Origin of the sequence: Nocardia sp. CY15, assembly GCF_009829295.1 — a bacterium.
Taxonomy (GTDB): Bacteria; Actinomycetota; Actinomycetes; order Mycobacteriales; family Mycobacteriaceae; genus Nocardia; species Nocardia sputi.
In genome coordinates this window covers 864,339-881,438 of sequence record NZ_VUOT01000001.1, presented here as the reverse complement: position 1 = coordinate 881,438, position 17,100 = coordinate 864,339, and the positions used below count along the sequence as shown (strand labels likewise).

Here is a 17,100-nt window from a genome sequence, read left to right as displayed (position 1 = left end):
GTCTGCGCAGCAGTTCATTGCCCTTTGAACGGTGCGTTGATCGTGCTGAAGTACATGATCGCCGCGCCGATGGCGACGGGGGCCGTCACCAGTATCTGGCCCGCGACCGTGCCGAGGGCGCCGACCGCGACGATGCCGCCGAGGCAGCCGACGGCGGCGGCCGGGATGAACGGGCCGAACATGCCGACGATGGTGGCCGCGGCGATGGTCGCTCCCGCGATGCCGCCCAGGATGCAACCGACCGAGGCGCCGCCGATGCCGCCGACCAGGGTGCCGATGCTGGCGCCCATGCCGATCGTGCTGGTCATCCGGGTCCAGGCCGCCTGTTCACGGTCGTATTCGGTCTTCCACGGCGCTTTGTCCTCGAACGGCAGGGCTACCGGCTTGTAGGTCGCGTGTGCCAAGTCGAACTGTGGGGTCAACGTCGCGGTGCGTTCGGAAATCTCGGCGGCGATGGGGAATTCGAAGTCGTCGACGCGGAAGGTCAAGGGCGCTCCCGCGACGACGGCGCCGTCGGCGGCCTTGATCTTCAACGCACCGTCCTCGACCACCAGCGAGCCGGAATCGGTGGTGATGATGCTCGAGGTCTCGGTGGCGTACGCGGTGAAGCCGACCGACTCCGTGTCGACCGACTCCGTGTCGCCGGGCGAGGTTTCGGCGGGCGAGGTTTCGGCAGGCGCAGGGTCGACAGCTGCGGGGTCGGCGGGAGCGGTCTCGACGGAGGTGGCGTCGGCGGGCGCTGCGGGGGTGGCGGAACTGGTGCCCGCGGCGATGCTCAGCGCCGCGGTGGTGACTGCGGCGGCCAGGGCGAGTTTCGTGATCTGCATGGAAATCCTTGGTCTTCGAGGCATGGCTGTACGACGGCCATACCGGTGACGTTCGATAGGTCGTTGAGTGACGGGCTTTAGCCCCGGGGTATGGGAATTACGAGGTGGCGCGCACCCGTCCGGCGACGCCGATCAGGACGTCGATCACGAGGAACGCAAGCAGGCTCAACCCGACCAGCGGGACGAACCAGCCGATCACCAACGCGGCGGCCAGCAGTGGCGCGATCACCCATAGCGGGGTCGTGCGCAACGCGCCCCGCCGCGGAGCCCGGCCGATGGCGAATCGTCCGGCGTCGCGAGTCGGGCGCCTGCGCCACCACATCAGGTAGCCGCGCACGATCACCGTGATCAGGCCGATCATCGCCGCGAGCAGCAGCAACTGATTGAGCAGCCCGAACATCAGGCCCATGTGGAACTGGATGCCCCAATTGGTGAGCTTGGCCATCAGCGGCCAATCGGCATAGGCCAGACGGTCGGTGACCGCGCCGCTCGCACCGTCGACGGCCACCGAGTCGACGGTGTAGGTGCCGGGCATCCGTCGTTCCTTCACCGCGAATGCCTTGTCCGGCGTGGCGGGCACGGCGATCTCGGCTGCCTGGGTGATGCCTTCGGAGCGCGCGGTCGCGTACACCCGATCCAGTCGGGTGATCTGTTCGGTCGGGTCGGACGGCGTGTGCGCCGCGTGGCCGCCGCCGTGGTGGTCGGAGCCGGGATCATGCTCTTGCGCAGCGGCTCCGGGGAGTGCGGTGCTGACCGCGGGCGTGGTCCAGCTGAGCTGCTCACGCAGTTCGGTGATGTTCTCGCCCGCGTAGGTCGACCAGGTCATACCGGTCGCGGACAGCAGCAATGCCAAAGGCAGCACCCATATGCCGACCGCACCGTGCCAGTTCAGGGTGCGCCCCCTCGCGCGCTGCGTACGGTCGGCCGCCAGCAGCCAGCCCCAGCCGTTGCGGGCGCGTCGGGCCCGCACTCGGCGTACCCAGATGACCAGACCGGCCAACCCGACGATCCACAGCCAGGACGCGGCGAGCTCGCTGTAGAGCCGGCCGGTGTCGCCCAGGTGCAGATCCCTATGCAACTGATCGATCCAGGTGCGCAGCGGCAGCGCCCCCGAACTGCCGTATACGACGGCATCGCCCACCGGCTGAGCGGTATACGGGTTGACGAATACCGCCCGCCGCTCGGATTCGCCCAGCGTCGGGTCATCGAACAGCACGCGCGTGGTGCCTTCGGCGTCCGCGGCCGGGGCTACGGCGACGAGTGGCAGGTTCCGTCGGGTGGCGACGGCCGCGCCGACCTGCTCCGACAGCGGTTTCGGCGTTCCCGTCTGCGTGACCGTCAGCAGGTCGCGCGACACGATCGATTCGATCGTCGGCGATATCGCGTAGAGCGCGCCGGTGACGGCCGCGATGAGAATGAACGGCCCGACGAACACCCCCGCGTAGAAGTGCAGCCGTCCGGCCAGCGCGGTCAGGCTGTTGCGCGCGGTGGACCGGCGTGGGCCGGGGGAGTCCGACGGCTCCGGTAAGTCGGCGTCGGCAGTGATTGTTTCTGTTGTATTCACGGTCGTTTCGTTTCTGACGGCGGGAACCCGGACGCCGGTCGCAGGCGGTTCTCCCGGTTGACGTCGGCTCGAAGCCGTTTCGGCAAGAGCGCATGCCTCGTGGCCCGATCGTCGTTCAACCATGTGCGACGACTGGCCTGGTCGACGGCGAACGGGCGCACTCGGGAAAGCGCGATCTCGCCGCGGTGCGCGGAAGAATGGCTTGCGACCGGGCGACGGCGTCGCGTGTCGGCACGCTCAGGCGTGGGCACGAGAGTGCGAGGCTACGCCGTGCTGCACGGTGCGGACCGTGGCCGTGAGCGACACTCACGCCACAGTTGCTCCATGCCCCGGGTGTGGGAAAGGTTCAGACGACGACCGTGAGCGGCGGGGCGCGAGTACGCAGCCCGTCGGTGGTGAACAGCCGCAGGACCACCCGATCGCGATGGGTGGTCCGCAGTGGAGCTCGAACCACGACGACGGGCGGGACGTGGCGCACCGGAAGAACGCGGTGCAACACCGCGGTGCCGATCCGGTAGGCGGCCTCCGCGCCGCGGATCACGATGGCGGCGGCGCATGCCGCGAATACATGCGCGGTGATCATGGCCGGGGTCAGCTGCGCGTCACCGTGGTGCAGGTGTCCCGAGCCGATGCCCATGGTGAAGTGCCCCAGTAGCTGACCGGCTACCAGCGCCGCGACCAGCCCGGCCGAGGTGTCGCGCAGCGGAGCCGCGCCCGCCACCAGCGCGCCGATCACGGCGGACGCGGCGCCAAGCAGCGCCAATGCGGTGGTGTCGGGCAGCATGCCGCCGGAGGCCCAGCCGTGCGCCGCGACGGAAATCGCTCCTGAGATCGCACCGGCCGAACCACCGCGCACCCGCGCGACGGCGCCGCGACGTCCCGCGGCAGACCGGTCGAACTCGCAACTCACCCGCTGATGATAGCCGACAGATTGCACCCGACGGACCGAGTCGGCTCGGCCGAAACTCGCGGCGACGTGCACATTCGAGGTGGAGTTACTTCGGTCTTCCGGACGGGCGAGAACCACGCCGCCCGGAAGCCGTGGACGCGGATCAGCCCGCGTCCACCTCCATCTCGATCAGCGGCTTGCGCAGCAGCTTGCCGGTCGCGTTGCGGGGCAGCTCGTCGAGGAAGATCACCTCGCGCGGGACCTTGTAGCGGGCGAGGTTGGCCTTGACGTAGTCCTTGATCTCCTGCGGGTCGCGCTTGCTGTCCGGTCCGGGGACGACGAAGGCGCGCAGCCGTTTGCCGAACTCGCGATCGTCCACGCCGACGACGGCGGCCTCGAAGATGTCCTCGCGTCCCGCGATGAGGTTCTCGACCTCCAGGGGGAAGACGTTCTCGCCGCCGGAGACGATCATGTCGTCGTCGCGTCCGTCGATGTAGAGCAGACCGTCGGCGTCGAAGTGGCCTACGTCGCCGCTGTTCATCATGCCGTCGACGACCTCTTTGGTGCGGCCGTCGGTGTAGCCGGTGAAGGCGAAACCGTTGTCCACGAAGATCGTTCCGGTGACGTTCGGCTCGGTGATCGGCTTGCGGTTCTCGTCCAGCAGCACGATCCGGATGCCGACCGGAGCCTTACCGGCGGTGGTGGGCGCCTTCCGCAGATCCTCGGGCGTCGCGACCGTCATGACGGCGCACTCGGTGGAGCCGTAGAGGTTGTAGAGGCTGTCGTTGAAGTGGTCCAGTGCGCGGGTCACCACGTCCGGTGCGATGGCCGAGCCCGCCGCGAAGATCACCTTGATGCTGCTGACGTCGTACTCGGCGAGCACGTTCTCGTCCAGGTCCAGCATGCGTTGCAGCATGGTCGGGACCACGACCAGCGAATCCGCCCGGTACTTCGCGATATTCGCCAGAGTCTGCTCGGGGTTGAAGCGGCGCTGCTGGAAGACCACCCGGTTGCCGAGCGCGAGACCGAGGGTGAACTGCGACAGGCCGGTGCCGTGGAAGATCGGCGCCGCCATGATCATGGTGCCGTTGTTGGGCAGCGGCACCCGGTCGACGAATTGAGCCGAGGCGAACGGACTCACGCGATCGCGCGGCGCGCCCTTGGGGGTGCCGGTGGTGCCACTGGTCAGGATGACTATGCCGCCCGGCTTCGCGGGTGCGGGAAGCGGAGCGCCGGATTGTCCTTCGATCATCGAGTCGATGGTCGGGATCGCGGTATCGGCGTCGTCCTTCTCGTCCACCCAGGTGAGGATGCGCGGAATCGCGGCGGGAATGGCGCTCATCAAGTCGAAGAACTCGCTGTCGTGCAGCACCGCCTTGACCTGCTCACGCTCGGCGACGTCGGCGAACTGCGGCTTGGCGAACCCGGTGTTCATCAGCACCCCGCGCACGCCGAGCTTGCCGGTGGCCAGCAGGCTCAGCACCATGCCGCGGTGGTCGCGCGCCAGGATCGCCACCACGTCACCGGGATTGATGCCTTTGCTCTGCAACCCGCGAGCGAGGGCGTTGGACTGTTCGTTGAGCTGGCCGAAGGTCAGCTCGCCGCGCTCGTCGACGATGGCCGCGGCGTGCGGCCTGGTCTGCGCGGCGTGCATGACGACGCCCGCGAACGGACCGAACTTCAGAACGTTGAACGCCGACCGGGCGGCGTGGTCGGGGCGCAGCGGATTGAACAGCCGCCGCTTGACCATCACGTTCACGCCAAGGGCCAGATCGCCCGCCTTACGGGCGCTACCGGCCAACGCGGGGAGGGAAAGAGACATCGACGACAACCTTCCGGCGGTGCCACCCGGTGGTCCTCCGGGTGGTGCGAACCGCAATTTCGGTACCCAGTGCTGGCGCTAACAGTAGCAAGCTCGTGTAACCGGATGTGTCATGTATCTCAGCGGTCGCTACCGGCCGGTAGCGGGCCGGGCGTAGTCGCCCGGCCCGCTGCGGATCAGGCCTGGACCTCGTAGTCCACCAACACGCGGCGCAGCAGTTTGCCGGTCGCGTTGCGCGGCAGGTCGTCGAGGAAGACCACCTCGCGCGGCACCTTGTAGCGCGCCAGGTTGTTCTTGACGTACGCCTTGATCTCCTCGCCGTCCGGCGCCTGGCCCGGTTCCGGGACGACGAAGGCGCGCAGCCGCTTTCCGAACTCCGGGTCGTCCACGCCGACCACGGCCACGTCGAAGACGTCGGGCCGCTCCAGCAGCAGGTTCTCCACCTCCTGCGGGAAAACGTTCTCGCCGCCGGAGACGATCATGTCGTCGTCGCGGCCGTCCACCATCAGCAGCCCGTTCTCGTCGAAGTGGCCGACGTCGCCGCTGGACATGAAGCCGTCGATGACCTGCTTGGTGCGGCCGTCGGTGTAACCCTCGAAGGGAGCTCCGCTGCGGATGAAGATGCGGCCGGTGGTGTTGATCGCGGTGACCTGCTGGTCGTTGTCGTCGTAGAGCCGCACCTCGCAGGTGATCGGCGGACGTCCGACGGTGCCGGGCGCCAGGGCGAGGTCCTCGGGGTTCGCCACGGTCGCGACGGCGCACTCGGTGGAGCCGTAGAGGTTGTAGAGCACCGGCCCGAACGCCTCGGTGGCCTTGATGGTGAGCTCGGGCGACAGCGCGGAGCCGGCCAGCATGATCACCTTCAGCGACGAGAGGTCGTACTTCGCCCGGATCGCCGGATCGAGCTCCACCATCCGGTGCAGCATCGTCGGCACCGCCACCAGCATGTCGGCCTGGTGGTCGGCGATCATCTGCAGCGTCGCCTCGGCGTCGAAGCGGCGGCGCACCACCACTTTGTTGGCCAAAGCCGCGCCGACCAGCCAGGTGGCCAGACCGGTGCTGTGGAAGATCGGCGACACGATCACCTGGGTGCCGCGCTGCGGGAAGGGAATGCGGTCGACGAACTGGGCGGTGGACAGCGGGGTGACCTTGGTGCGCGGCGCACCCTTCGGCAAGCCGGTGGTGCCGCTGGTCAGGATGATGAAGCCGCCCGGTTTGCTGGGAGCCGGCAACGGTTCGGTCGAGTTGGCCGCGATGAGGTCGTCGAGCGTCTGCGCGCCCGCGGGCAGTGCGGTGCCCTCGTCGACCCAGGTCAGATAGCGGGGCAGATCAGCGGGAAGGGCGTCGAGCAGGCCGAGGAACTCGCTGTCGTGCAGCACCGCCTTGACCTTCTCGCGGGCGCACACCTCGGCGAACTGCGGCTTGGCGAACCCGGTGTTCATCAGCGCCACGCGCACGCCGAGCTTGCCCGCGGCGGCCATGGAAAGGATCAGCCCGCGGTGGTCACGCGCCAGCACGCCGATCACCGTGCCCTCGCTGATGCCCGCCGCCTGCAGGCCGCGCGCGATCGCGGTCGACTGCTCGTCCAGCTCGCGATAGGTCAGGGTGCCCGCCTCGTCGGCGAGACCGGGCGCGTCCGGCGCCACCCGCGCGGAGTGCCGGATCAGGGTGGCCTGCGGGCCGAGGATCTTGGACTCCTTCATCGTCCGCAGCGTTTCCAGCGGTTTTTTGGGGTCACTGACGCCCGCGCTCCGCAGCACCCCTAGCGCCTTCACAAATTCCAGCGTGTGGGCCAGCTTCATGTCGAACAAACCTCCACAAAAACCCTCGCGTCGGTACTCGACCTAGCGAACCAATACGGCGTGTTGACCGCCACCGTAGCAGTGGGGAGTGTGGCAGGTCACAACAAAAGCGGACAAACCAGTCTCGGTTGGGTTGCGTCGCCGCAGGTGAGGCCGGTCCGTGACCCGATTACGCCTTTTTCACACGCGGCTACCGGCCGGTAGCGCTACCCTCGCAACGTCTCGAAACCGCTCGAAGGGAGATGCGGTCATATGCCCGATCCGAAAGACCGCGCGCCGTTCATCGACGTCCCCGGCGATCTGCCCGGCATCCGGGGCCTGTTCGCCTTCAAACCGTCGACCGGCACGGCGCTGAGCGAGTTCGCCCAGACGCTGTTGCGCGGGCCCTCGCCGCTGACCCCGGGCGAGCGCGAAACCATTGCCGCGTACGTCTCTTCGCGCAACGAGACCTACTTCTGCACGCAGTCGCATGCCGCGACCGCGGCGGCGCTGGTGGACGGCGGGCGCGAGCTGATCGACGCGGTGATCGAGGACGTGGACTCCGCCGCGATCGGTGCGAAACTTCGTGCGCTGCTCCGGATCGCGGACAAGGTGCGCCGGTCGGGGCTCGACGTGACCGGGGAGGACATCGAGCACGCACGTGCCGCGGGCGCGAAGGACGAGGACATCCACGACGCGGTCCTCATCGCCGCGGCGTTCTGCATGTTCAACCGCTACGTGGACGGCCTGGCGACGATCGCGCCCCGCGAGCGGGCGACCTACGAGCAGATCGGCGGACTGCTCGCCACCGCCGGGTATGTCGCGGCCGCAGCGGCGCCGGACTCAGCGCCGGGCGCTGGCCAGGGCGACCAGTAGGGGTACCACCCGGGCGGCGGGGACCTCGAATCGCCCGCGGCCCGCGGTGTGCAGCCAGCCGACCGCCGCCAGTTGACGCAGGTGGTGATAGATCTGGCCGGAGGTGCCGACCCCTTCCACCCCGGCCAGCTCGGCGGCCGTTCTGCGCCCGCCCATGATCTCGCGCAGCAGGCGCAGCCGCACCGGACTGCCCAGCGCGGCAAGGCATTCCGCGGTCTCGGCCCAGTCGTCCTCGATGAGGTCGCCGGTGGTGAACCGGGCCTGCCACTCACGCTGCTGGTCGTTGGGCAGGCGGACCGTGCCCGCGAAGACGACACCGCCGTTGGGCTCGTCGGCTGCCGCGAACTCCTCCCGCAGGCGCGTCACCGCCCAATGATGATCGGTCTCCGGCGGGAGGTTCTCCGGCCATACCGCTTCTTCCAGTGCGCTGAGCCGCCATTCCAATTCGGCGACTCGGTCTTCCAGACTCACGAATCCACAAGCTACGGAAGTACCTGACCTCCGACAAACCGAAAGCTCCGGCTCCCGGGACGGCGGAAGCCGGTTCTGGTGCAGCTCGAGTGCATACGTCCACTGATTCGTCGATCCAGCGACAGGGCGTCAGGCTGCCCGCTCGATGCGCGCCTGTCCACGGGGTGAGCGCCGAATGGCGTGATCATGTCGTTGACTCGTCGATGCAGCGGCGTGCTTGTCAAGGGGGCATTTCTCCGATACGACCGTTCCGTATGGTCCGATCGAGGGTAGTGTGGGACTTTCGAGGCGGCCGCCGAATCTGCGGCGGCGGCTAGACCGGGTCCATACGGCAAGCCATCCAATCGGGCGTCATCGATCGCGAGTGAGCGGAGAATCCGAGAAATGCATCGAAGTAACCAGCCCGCACCTGACTTGTTCAGCCATCCCAGTGAGCCGGTCGATGTCGGCGCGCCGCACCCCGAGGCGGTTCGTCTGCCTGTATTCAGCGACGCCGTCACCGCAACGCCTTCGGTGGCGACCGACGAAGACGCCGGTCGAAGCCGGTAGGCAAGCGGTGCATCCGGCCGCCCGGGCATGGGATCTCGGTTACGCCGCCGGCTGGCGGCTGGTGCGCGCTCTGCCGGAACCACTGGCTGTCCGCCTCTTCGAAGCGGGAGCCGACCGCGCGGCCCGGAATGGTGGACCGAACCAGTTGCGCCGCAACCTGTCCAGGGTACTCGGTGTTCCACCGGCGGAGGTCCCGCACACATTGATCCGTGCCAGCCTGCGGTCCTACGCCCGTTACTGGCGCGAAGCCTTTCGGCTGCCGTCGATGGACCCGGTGCGACTCGCCGACGTCATCGAATCCTCGGCCACCGGGCTGGAACACATCCACCGGGCGGTCGAACGCGGCACCGGTGCGGTGCTCGCCCTGCCGCACAGCGGCAATTGGGACCTCGCGGGAGTGTGGCTGGTGCAGCGCGTGGGCTCGCCGACGGTCGTGGCGGAGCGACTCGCCCCGGAATCGTTGTTCCAGCGCTTCGTCCGCTTTCGCGAAGGCCTGGGATTCGAGATCATCCCGCTCACCGGCGGCGCGGAGCCACCGTTCCCGCAATTGGTCGCCCGAATCCGGCAGGGAAGGATAGTCGGGCTGCTGGGTGAACGCGACTTGTCCGGCGCCGGTGTACCGGTCACCTTCTTCGGTGAACCCGCTCGGCTGCCGGCCGGCCCGGCGCGGCTGGCCATCGACACCGGCGCGCCGCTGCTTCCCGTGCATTGCTGGTACACCCCTGACGGCTGGGGATTCCACGTGGATTCCCCAATCGACACCAGCGGTGGCGTGCACTCGACCACGCAGGCGCTGGCCGACCGATTCGCCGCGGGTATCGCCGCGCACCCAGCCGACTGGCATATGCTCCAGCCCCTGTGGACGGCCGATCTCACCGCTCGCCGGCTCGCTCGCCGAGACATGACCCCGCAGGACTGATCACTCGGAGGGTTCGCGACGGCACCTCAATCCTTGGGCAGCCCCCACGCGAATCCGGCGGCGATCACGAAACAACTGACGATCGAGATAGGCACGATGCTCCACATGGGTGCGAAGGCTACGGGCCATCCGGTCCCAGGTCCATACCTGTGCTGGCGTCGAAAAATGTTGCTGGCAACGTCTATCAACTGCCAATGTGGAGTTCTCGTCGCGGCGGCGCAACCAGGGTGCGTTGGGAGGAGCGGGGCCGCGCCGAGTGTGGCGGGGACGCACGACGTCCTCCCCGTCGAAAACACGAAACCGGTGTCGGCCCGAAGATCGAACCAATGAATCGCGCGGTGGCCGACATCGGGTGTTCGGGACCCGAAACAGCTCGATGAGTGTGTGCGGCTGAGGTCAGCGAGATCGTCCTCGAACACGGGTGGCGACCTGCATGTGCAGACCCTTGGGCGCAAGAGCTGCTGAGATTGCCGGACGAACGCGTGCGCCGGTGCGATGGCGTAGCCGCCAGCGAGCGATGATGGTAGCCAAAGCCAGCGTTGCTTGCGTCAGCGCGAAAGATTCGCCTACACACCCGCGAGGTCCTCTGCCGAAGGGGAGAAATGCGCCACTGACGCCAATTCTGCCTGGAGTGTCCCAACGGTCGGGATCAAACTTTTCCGGGTCGACGTACAGATCTTCACGGTGGTGGATGAGATAGGGGCTGACGACCAATGCAGTACCGCGGGGCAGTGCGTAACCGCCGAGTTGGGTGTCCGTCGTAATCGTACGAGTGAGTAGCCAGCCCGGCGTGTACAGGCGCAGCGCTTCTGTCACTACATGTCGGGTGAGTTGGAGGGCTGGCAAATGCCCGAACTGCGCCGCGTCCCCTTGCAGAACTCGGTCCACCTCGGTGTGCAGCCGTTGCTCGATATCCGGATGCAGGGCAACGAGGTGCAGAGACCACGCCAAGGCGCTCGCGGTGGTCTCGGTCCCCGCCACGAAGAAGATGGTGAGTTGGTCGCAGATCTCGGCGTCGGTCAGCGGTTCGTCTTCGCCCGCCGCTGCCCGCAACGTGGACAACAGGTCACCGCGGTCGACATCATCAGCGCGGCGCTGCGCCAGGACGGTATTCATGGTCGCACGAAAACCCGCGCGGGCCCGCTGATATCGCCGATTCGCTGGTGTCGGCAGCCTGCGCAGCGGCGCCGGTGTCAGCAATTGCCGATATATATCCCCGATGAGGATGGTCATATCGGCCAGCGTGCGATCCAGCACCATGGGTGGCAATGCACCGGAGTACATAGTCGCCAAAAACGTGCGCGCGGTGATTCGCAGTGATTCGGACAGTATATCGACGTAAGCGCCGTCCTGCCATTGCGTGGTGACGGCACTGATCTCCCGGCTCATAACGTCCGCATAATTGGGCAATCGCCCGTGGTGGAAACTTGGCTGGATCAACCGGCGATACCGGCGGTGCGAATCATGCTGCACGGTGAGTACGTTGTCTCTGAACATCGTGCGGGCAACATCGAATAACGGCCCGCCTTTGTCGAATACTCGATCCTGGCGCAGCACTTGATTGGTCAGTTCAAGGTCGCAGACAACGACGACGGTGACAGGTCCGAATTGGACACGGACCAGACCACTGTCGAGTTTCGGTAAGGAGGCCAGAAAGGTCCATGGATCACGGAGCAGCGGACGTAAGTGGCCGATCAGCGGGATCCTGCCCGGCGCGCGCGGGATCGCACGGTGCTCCTTAGCTCCAGCCATATTGGCAGAATCAGGCGAGGCTGTGCCGGATGCGCCCACTGTCGGCCTCCTAAGCATAAAGCGGGCTACGGTGCGAGCACCGTAGCCAACGATCTGTGGGTCATTTGCCCTACGTACTCGAATAACCAGCCCAAAATACCGCTGTACATTGCCACCACCCGGTCTCCAGTGCGCCTCTCCTCGGTGGCGGCGATCTTCATAAGCGTCATCTCGGATTTTCCACCGGCTATGATCGTTTGTTGATCCAGCTCGAGACAGGTTGTGCAGCCAGCTCCTCGGCATTCCCGCAGGCCTGTGCGGACGAGGCCGTACACGTACCGCACGGTGTCGGCCAGTTCATGCAGGAGTGCGTCGATTTCGGGGTGAGCCGTGGAACCCGGATCCTGTACACGCAGGAACAATTCATAGGCGTCCACGCATTCCGGAAGCTTTTCCCGCTGATATTCGATTCCTGCGTAGGCGCGCTCGAGTGCTGCGACGACACTCCTTCTGACCCTTTCGTCGGTGTCCTGGCCAGGCCCATAGGGCCAGATCCTCCTGGTCCCCGAAGCTACGAGATAGCTGATGCTGTACCCTCTCTCGGGGACCGTCACGTAGTCCGAGGACGCGTTGTTCGCCCGATGCGCGTTGAGGGTGGCGCAGTATCGGGGGTCCAGCCAGCAGAATGCGGCCGAGCCTGCGGTGAGGAAAACCGCGTCATTCCAGTCGACGTCCTTCTCACACGGGCACGAGGTCACCGTGTCCCAGTAGTGGGCGAGTTCACGGGCGAAGGTGATCGTCTCTCCCCTCGGCCGCACGATCCGTCTGAACACGAGTTCATTCAGCTCGCTGGGTGGTGTAAGCAGATCCACATAGCAGCCGCTCAGATCGTTCTGCCAGTACGACAGCGCGTCCAGAACGGCGACACACCGAGCGCAGGTTCCGGCCGCGGTGGGGTCGACGCTGCTTTCCGGCAGATTGTCATCGGTCCGATGGGGCACTGTTCGCCAGTGGTACGGCATGGAAAAGGTGAGGCGGCGAACGCTACTGAAGGCTTCGAGTTCACGGTTGTACGGTCGGGGCCTTTCCTTCGCGGAGGGGAGCGACCCAGTGTTCGCATTCCTGACTACAGCGGCCCAGATCGCAGCCCTGACGATCCAGCAAACGAGCATGAGTTTTGTCGGAGCCGTCGTGGCGTCCAGAGTCTCTGCGGCACGGTGTTCATGGAAGGGGATGTCCGCTTCGGACACTTCGACGCCGTCGTGTGCAGTTGCCGCAGTCATCAAACGCGCACCGGCCAGTGCACCTTCCCGCCCGTATCTGACACCGCCGTTCAGCAGGTAGTAATGACGGGTCGTCGCGGCTGAATCGTCTCCCGGAAAACCATTGGCCGCCAGATATTTTCGATACTCATCGTACCTCTCGCGGTAGGCCGCCGGCTCCCCTTTTCCGGTCAAGAAAGGGAGGGACTTCGAGTCTATGCGGCCGTCGCCCGCAGCGAAATCGGCGAGTCGGGAAACACGGGCGATTCCGCGCGCTGTGCCGGGGCGCTCGGCCCGTGTGAGTGCTCGGGCCGTGAGTTGAGCATCCTCGAACCATGCGGTGTCGGCGATGAGAGCTCGGACAACAGACAGCAGAGCAGGTTCGGCACCACACCCGAGGCACGACACTCGATCCGTGGCGTCTGTCGCTTCCACCGAGCCTGTGGCCCTTGATTCCGCTATTTGTTCTTTCGCCTTACCTAGCGCGACAAAAAAGGACAGTAGTGTTTTGCCGCTGCCGCAGATACGACAGCTGGACATACGCCTGAAGACTGCGTCCTCGATGGCAGGGTCGTTCAAGGTGTACAGGCTCATCCTGGTCGTAATCCGGGCTGAATCCGGGCTGAAGGCAGCGTATTCGTCCGCTTCCATCTCCTGCGGGTGGTCGATCCGGGCCGAGCCCCGCCGTACCAGTTCTCCAGCCAGGCACTCCGCGATCGGCCTGAACAGGCTACTGCCGTTGAGGACAGTTACGTGGCCGAGTGACTGAGCGGTCATGAGCGATTACTCCTCCACACACATCATTGTGTGTCTCCGAAACGTACTGCAGTTGATGGATCTGTCAAGCCCTCGTTGGCGGGGATCGAGCGCACCGACCAGCTGATACCTCATTTGCGGCAGCTCAGCGGACTCTTCCCAGACAGGCCCCAGGCGATCGTGCGGCCGGGTTCGACGAGGCGGTGGTCGGCGTGTGTGCCAGGGGAGTCAGGACCGGGGAGATTCACGCGTGGCCAGGTTCATCGGAACGACCTTCACCGGCGACGCCTGGCTTCCCGACGCGAGCTTCTCTGGCGAGACTCGGTTCGGTCACGCTGCCGTGGGGCTCGGCCGATGGTGATCCGGTCACGGTCCGGCTGCTGCTCGTCAGCGAGCGAGGCAGCGCGATGAACGGGAATCTGTTCGGGCGAGATCGTGTGGAAGCCAGCGTTCGGCAAAGCGGGATTGGACTACCAGAACCGAGCCGACGGGATTCACTCCGGGCTCCGGTACCTGTATGCGTCCAAGCTGCTGTCGCGGGGCCTGTCGGTCGAAGAGTTGGCTGACTACCTCGGACACGAGGTCCCTGGCTTCACTCTCCGCGTCTATACGCACCTGCTTCCGTCCAGCCATGAGCGTGCTCGTCAGGCCGTGGATGAGGCGGCACGAATCTGGGAGCTTCCCGGCGATGACGGCCTACAGGCGGCCTGAGCGAACTGTAGACCGATGAGCCGAAACCGGACACGAAAAACCGGTGCGAGTAGATGAGTGGACTCGCACCGATTTTCCGTTGTCTATCAGCCTATTTCAGCTCTGCGCTGGTCTTGCCCAGAACGCGGCGCGCCACGATGAGCTGCTGGATCTGCTGGGTGCCTTCGAAGATATCCAGGATCTTGGAGTCACGGCCCCACTTCTCCAGCAGCGTGCGCTGCGAGTAGCCGATGGCGCCGGCCAGTTCGACGGCCTTCAGGGTGACGTCGGTGCCGGTGCGGCCCGCCTTCGCCTTGGACATGGAGGCCTCGAGCGAGTTGGGCTTCTTGTTGTCGGCCATCCACGCCGCGCGCAGGGCGAGCAGGTAGGCAGCCTCGTAATCGGCTTCCATCCGCAGGAATTCGGCGGCGGCGGCGTGCTGGTTGTTGGCCGGGACGTCGTAGGAGATCTCCACCCCCGCGGCCGTCAGGATCGAGCGAAGCTCTTCCAGCGCGGCGCGTGCGACGCCGATCGCCATCGCGGCGACGAGCGGACGGGTGTTGTCGAAGGTCTGCATGACCCCGGCAAAACCCTTCTCCACGTTGACTTCCGGGCTGCCGAGGATGTTGTCCTTCGGAATGCGGCAGTCCTGCAACAGCAGTACCGCGGTGTCGGAGGCCTTGATGCCGAGCTTGTGCTCGAGCCGCGCCACCGAGAGCCCGGGAGCGTCGCGCGGCACGACGAACGACTTGATCGCCGCGCGGCCGAGGCTCTTGTCGACCGTCGCCCACACCACGATGTGGGTCGAGCGCTGGCCCGCGGTGACGAAGATCTTCTCGCCGTTGAGCACCCACTCGTCGCCGTCGAGTACGGCGGTGGTGGACACGGCGGCGGAGTCGGAACCGAAGGACGGCTCGGTGATCGCCATCGAGGCCCACACCTTGCCGAAGCGCTCGAGCTGCTCGTCGGTGGCGACGGCGGCGATGGCCGCGTTGCCGAGACCCTGGTACGGGATCGACAGCATGAGGCCGACATCGCCCCAGGAGGTCTCCAGCGCGTTCAGCAGCGCGGACATGTTGCCGCCGTTGGTGTTGCCGAGCAGTTCGGTGGCATGGCTGTCGGTCTTGCTGTCGTCGGACCGGCCACCGGCGGCGCCGCCGATCTTCTGGGTGCCGGAGTCGGCCAGGCCTTCGACCATGGCGGCCATGGTGTCCAGCTCGACCGGGTACTCGTGCTCGGCGAGGTCGTACTTGCGCGAGATGGGGCGGAAGATCTCCTGCGCGACCTGGTGCGCCTGGTTCGCGCTTGCCCGCAGCTTCTTGGGGAGTTCGAGGTTGATCATGGGGAAGTTCTCCTGGAAAACGGAACGAGCCGGTTAGATGAGCACGACACCTTCGGCGATGCCGATGGCCCGCAGGTCGCGGTACCAGCGCTCGACCGGGTGTTCCTTCGTGAAGCCGTGACCGCCGAGCAGCTGCACGCCGTCGAGGCCGATCTGCATGCCCTTGTCGGTGGCGAGCTTGCGGGCCAGCGCCGCCTCCCGGCCGAAGGACAGGCCCTGCTCCGCGCGGGAAGCGCCGCGCAGGGTCACCAGCCGCAGGCCGTCGAGTTCGATCGCGATGTTGGCGACCATGAAGGCCACCGCCTGACGATGCGAGATCGGCTCGCCGAACGCTTCCCGCTCGTTCACGTACGGGATCACGTAGTCCAGCACGGCCCGGCCGGTGCCCGCGGCGAGCGAAGCCCAGCCGAGGCGAGCCAGGCGCACCGCGTCGGCGTACTCCTCGGCGCGGGTCGTGGCGTCACCGTCGCCCAGGATGGCGTCGGCGCCGACGGCGACGTTGTCCAGGATCAGCCGGCCCAGGCCGGCGGCGCGCAGACCCATGCTCGGGTCGGCCTCCACCACCAGGCCGGGCGCGTCCGACTCGATGATGAACAGCGCGGGGCGGCCGTCGAGCTCGGCGGCGACCAAGAACAGCTCGGCGTCGGCTGCGGCGGGCACCAGGCTCTTCACACCCGAGATGCGGTAGCCGCTCGGCGAGCGCACCGCCTTGGTCTCCAGCGCGAACGGGTCGAACAGGGCGCGCGGCTCGCTGATCACGACCGAGGCCTGCGGCACGTTCTCACCGGTGAACGACGGCAGGTAGGTCTTCTGCTGCGCGTCGCTGCCCCACTGCGCGAGCGCGACCGCGACGCCGCTGGGCGCCAGGATGGGCAGGGCCAGACCCATGTCACCGTGCGCGAGTGCCTCGGCGACCAGGGAGTTGGTCACCGCGCCGCGCTCCGAGGCCGCACCCTCGAGTTCCTCGGGAACGTTGATCAGGGTGATGCCCAGCTCGGCGGCGCGCTCGAGCAGATCGCGGGGGGCCTCGGCGGCGTTGTCGGCCGCGTAGGCGGCCGGGCGCAGGATCTCGGCGGCGAACTCCTTCACCGTCTCGACGATCATCTGCTGTTCGTCAGAGGGTGTCAGGTCGAAGAAATCCTTGTTCTTCGCTTCGTTGGCGGCCAGGCGCTTCGGCGCGCCGGTGCCCGCGACCCTGGCGAACGCGCGGGTCGCGGCGCCCAGTGTGCGGAAACCGGTCCTGGTGCCCTCGTAGGTGACGCGCTCGATCGGCTTGCGCAGGTTGTATTTCTCGGCGAGTTCCGACCCGGTGAGGGTCGTCATAACCCGCATCGCCGCGCCCATCCAATCCCGCTTGGGTTGGTTCAGGCCGACCGCGGACGTGTCCGGACGTCGCTTCGTCGCGCTGTCTCGAGTGCTCATCATCACCTGTTTTCTCGGATGGGTTCGGTGCGGTCCGTCCCAGCTATCTTACTCGGGAGTAAGGCTATCTTACTCCCGAGTAAGAAGGGCGTCGAGGGGCAGCATACGCGGGGAATCCGCACTTTGCTGGACGAGTGCCCAATGCTGGGCAGTCGACGGCCCGCCGTCGTCCGCCACACACCGGGCTACCGGTCTCGCC

General features: G+C 66.7%; 13 protein-coding genes. 3 read left to right on the top strand and 10 right to left on the bottom strand.

Annotated elements, in window-relative coordinates:
- Positions 1-14 precede the first annotated feature (14 nt).
- The 5 genes from GVY39_RS04230 to GVY39_RS04210 all read right to left on the bottom strand — a co-directional run bounded on the left by GVY39_RS04230 (position 15) and on the right by GVY39_RS04210 (position 6,904).
- Positions 15-827 (bottom strand): hypothetical protein, encoded by an 813-nt coding sequence (locus GVY39_RS04230; protein ID WP_236565290.1) that lies wholly within the window; start codon positions 825-827, stop codon positions 15-17.
- A gap of 97 nt (positions 828-924) precedes the next feature.
- Positions 925-2,391: a PepSY domain-containing protein gene (locus GVY39_RS04225; RefSeq protein ID WP_236565291.1), complete on the bottom strand. Its 1,467-nt coding sequence runs from the start codon at positions 2,389-2,391 to the stop codon at positions 925-927.
- Between the two features lie 346 nt (positions 2,392-2,737).
- Positions 2,738-3,301, bottom strand: a complete 564-nt coding sequence (locus GVY39_RS04220; RefSeq protein WP_236565292.1) for a hypothetical protein — start codon at positions 3,299-3,301, stop codon at positions 2,738-2,740.
- A 142-nt stretch (positions 3,302-3,443) separates the two neighbouring features.
- Positions 3,444-5,102, bottom strand: coding sequence for an acyl-CoA synthetase (locus GVY39_RS04215; RefSeq protein ID WP_159920957.1), 1,659 nt, complete (start codon positions 5,100-5,102; stop codon positions 3,444-3,446).
- 176 nt (positions 5,103-5,278) lie between these two features.
- On the bottom strand, positions 5,279-6,904 hold the full coding sequence (locus GVY39_RS04210; protein ID WP_159920959.1) for an acyl-CoA synthetase: 1,626 nt from the start codon (positions 6,902-6,904) through the stop codon (positions 5,279-5,281).
- A 252-nt stretch (positions 6,905-7,156) separates the two neighbouring features.
- Between GVY39_RS04210 and GVY39_RS04205 the strand changes: the two genes are divergently transcribed.
- Complete coding sequence (locus GVY39_RS04205; protein ID WP_159920961.1) at positions 7,157-7,759, top strand: carboxymuconolactone decarboxylase family protein; 603 nt, start codon at positions 7,157-7,159, stop codon at positions 7,757-7,759.
- Here the strand turns inward: GVY39_RS04205 and GVY39_RS04200 are convergent.
- The gene (locus GVY39_RS04200) at positions 7,727-8,230 is read right to left on the bottom strand and encodes a helix-turn-helix transcriptional regulator (RefSeq protein WP_159920963.1); all 504 of its coding nucleotides are present in this window, start codon (positions 8,228-8,230) and stop codon (positions 7,727-7,729) included. The two genes, GVY39_RS04205 and GVY39_RS04200, sit on opposite strands and share 33 nt — an antisense overlap.
- 556 nt (positions 8,231-8,786) lie before the next feature.
- Between GVY39_RS04200 and GVY39_RS04195 the strand changes: the two genes are divergently transcribed.
- Positions 8,787-9,698 (top strand): phosphatidylinositol mannoside acyltransferase, encoded by a 912-nt coding sequence (locus GVY39_RS04195; protein WP_223521331.1) that lies wholly within the window; start codon positions 8,787-8,789, stop codon positions 9,696-9,698.
- Positions 9,699-10,094: 396 nt separating this feature from the next.
- Here GVY39_RS04195 and GVY39_RS04190 read toward each other — a convergent pair whose 3' ends face one another.
- Together GVY39_RS04190 and GVY39_RS04185 are read right to left on the bottom strand one after the other, a co-directional pair.
- Positions 10,095-11,450, bottom strand: a complete 1,356-nt coding sequence (locus GVY39_RS04190; protein ID WP_159920967.1) for a cytochrome P450 — start codon at positions 11,448-11,450, stop codon at positions 10,095-10,097.
- Positions 11,451-11,515: 65 nt separating this feature from the next.
- Positions 11,516-13,468 carry a hypothetical protein gene (locus GVY39_RS04185; protein ID WP_159920969.1) on the bottom strand — a complete coding sequence of 651 codons (1,953 nt, stop codon included), beginning with the start codon at positions 13,466-13,468 and terminating at the stop codon, positions 11,516-11,518.
- 414 nt (positions 13,469-13,882) lie between these two features.
- On the opposite strand from GVY39_RS04185, the gene GVY39_RS04180 reads away from it, so the two are divergent.
- Positions 13,883-14,158, top strand: a complete 276-nt coding sequence (locus GVY39_RS04180) for a hypothetical protein (RefSeq protein WP_159920971.1) — start codon at positions 13,883-13,885, stop codon at positions 14,156-14,158.
- Positions 14,159-14,249: 91 nt separating this feature from the next.
- Here GVY39_RS04180 and GVY39_RS04175 read toward each other — a convergent pair whose 3' ends face one another.
- Together GVY39_RS04175 and GVY39_RS04170 are read right to left on the bottom strand one after the other, a co-directional pair.
- Positions 14,250-15,479: an acyl-CoA dehydrogenase family protein gene (locus GVY39_RS04175; protein WP_159920973.1), complete on the bottom strand. Its 1,230-nt coding sequence runs from the start codon at positions 15,477-15,479 to the stop codon at positions 14,250-14,252.
- 33 nt (positions 15,480-15,512) lie between these two features.
- Positions 15,513-16,907 carry an acyl-CoA dehydrogenase family protein gene (locus tag GVY39_RS04170; RefSeq protein WP_370523768.1) on the bottom strand — a complete coding sequence of 465 codons (1,395 nt, stop codon included), beginning with the start codon at positions 16,905-16,907 and terminating at the stop codon, positions 15,513-15,515.
- Positions 16,908-17,100 lie beyond the last annotated feature (193 nt).

Coding starts and splice junctions, on each gene's coding strand:
- GVY39_RS04230 (WP_236565290.1), bottom strand. CDS start 827: ATGCAGATCACGAAACTCGCCCTGGCCGCCGCAGTCACCACCGCGGCG.
- GVY39_RS04215 (WP_159920957.1), bottom strand. CDS start 5,102: ATGTCTCTTTCCCTCCCCGCGTTGGCCGGTAGCGCCCGTAAGGCGGGC.
- GVY39_RS04210 (WP_159920959.1), bottom strand. CDS start 6,904: ATGAAGCTGGCCCACACGCTGGAATTTGTGAAGGCGCTAGGGGTGCTG.
- GVY39_RS04205 (WP_159920961.1), top strand. CDS start 7,157: ATGCCCGATCCGAAAGACCGCGCGCCGTTCATCGACGTCCCCGGCGAT.
- GVY39_RS04190 (WP_159920967.1), bottom strand. CDS start 11,450: ATGGCTGGAGCTAAGGAGCACCGTGCGATCCCGCGCGCGCCGGGCAGG.
- GVY39_RS04185 (WP_159920969.1), bottom strand. CDS start 13,468: ATGACCGCTCAGTCACTCGGCCACGTAACTGTCCTCAACGGCAGTAGC.
- GVY39_RS04175 (WP_159920973.1), bottom strand. CDS start 15,479: ATGATCAACCTCGAACTCCCCAAGAAGCTGCGGGCAAGCGCGAACCAG.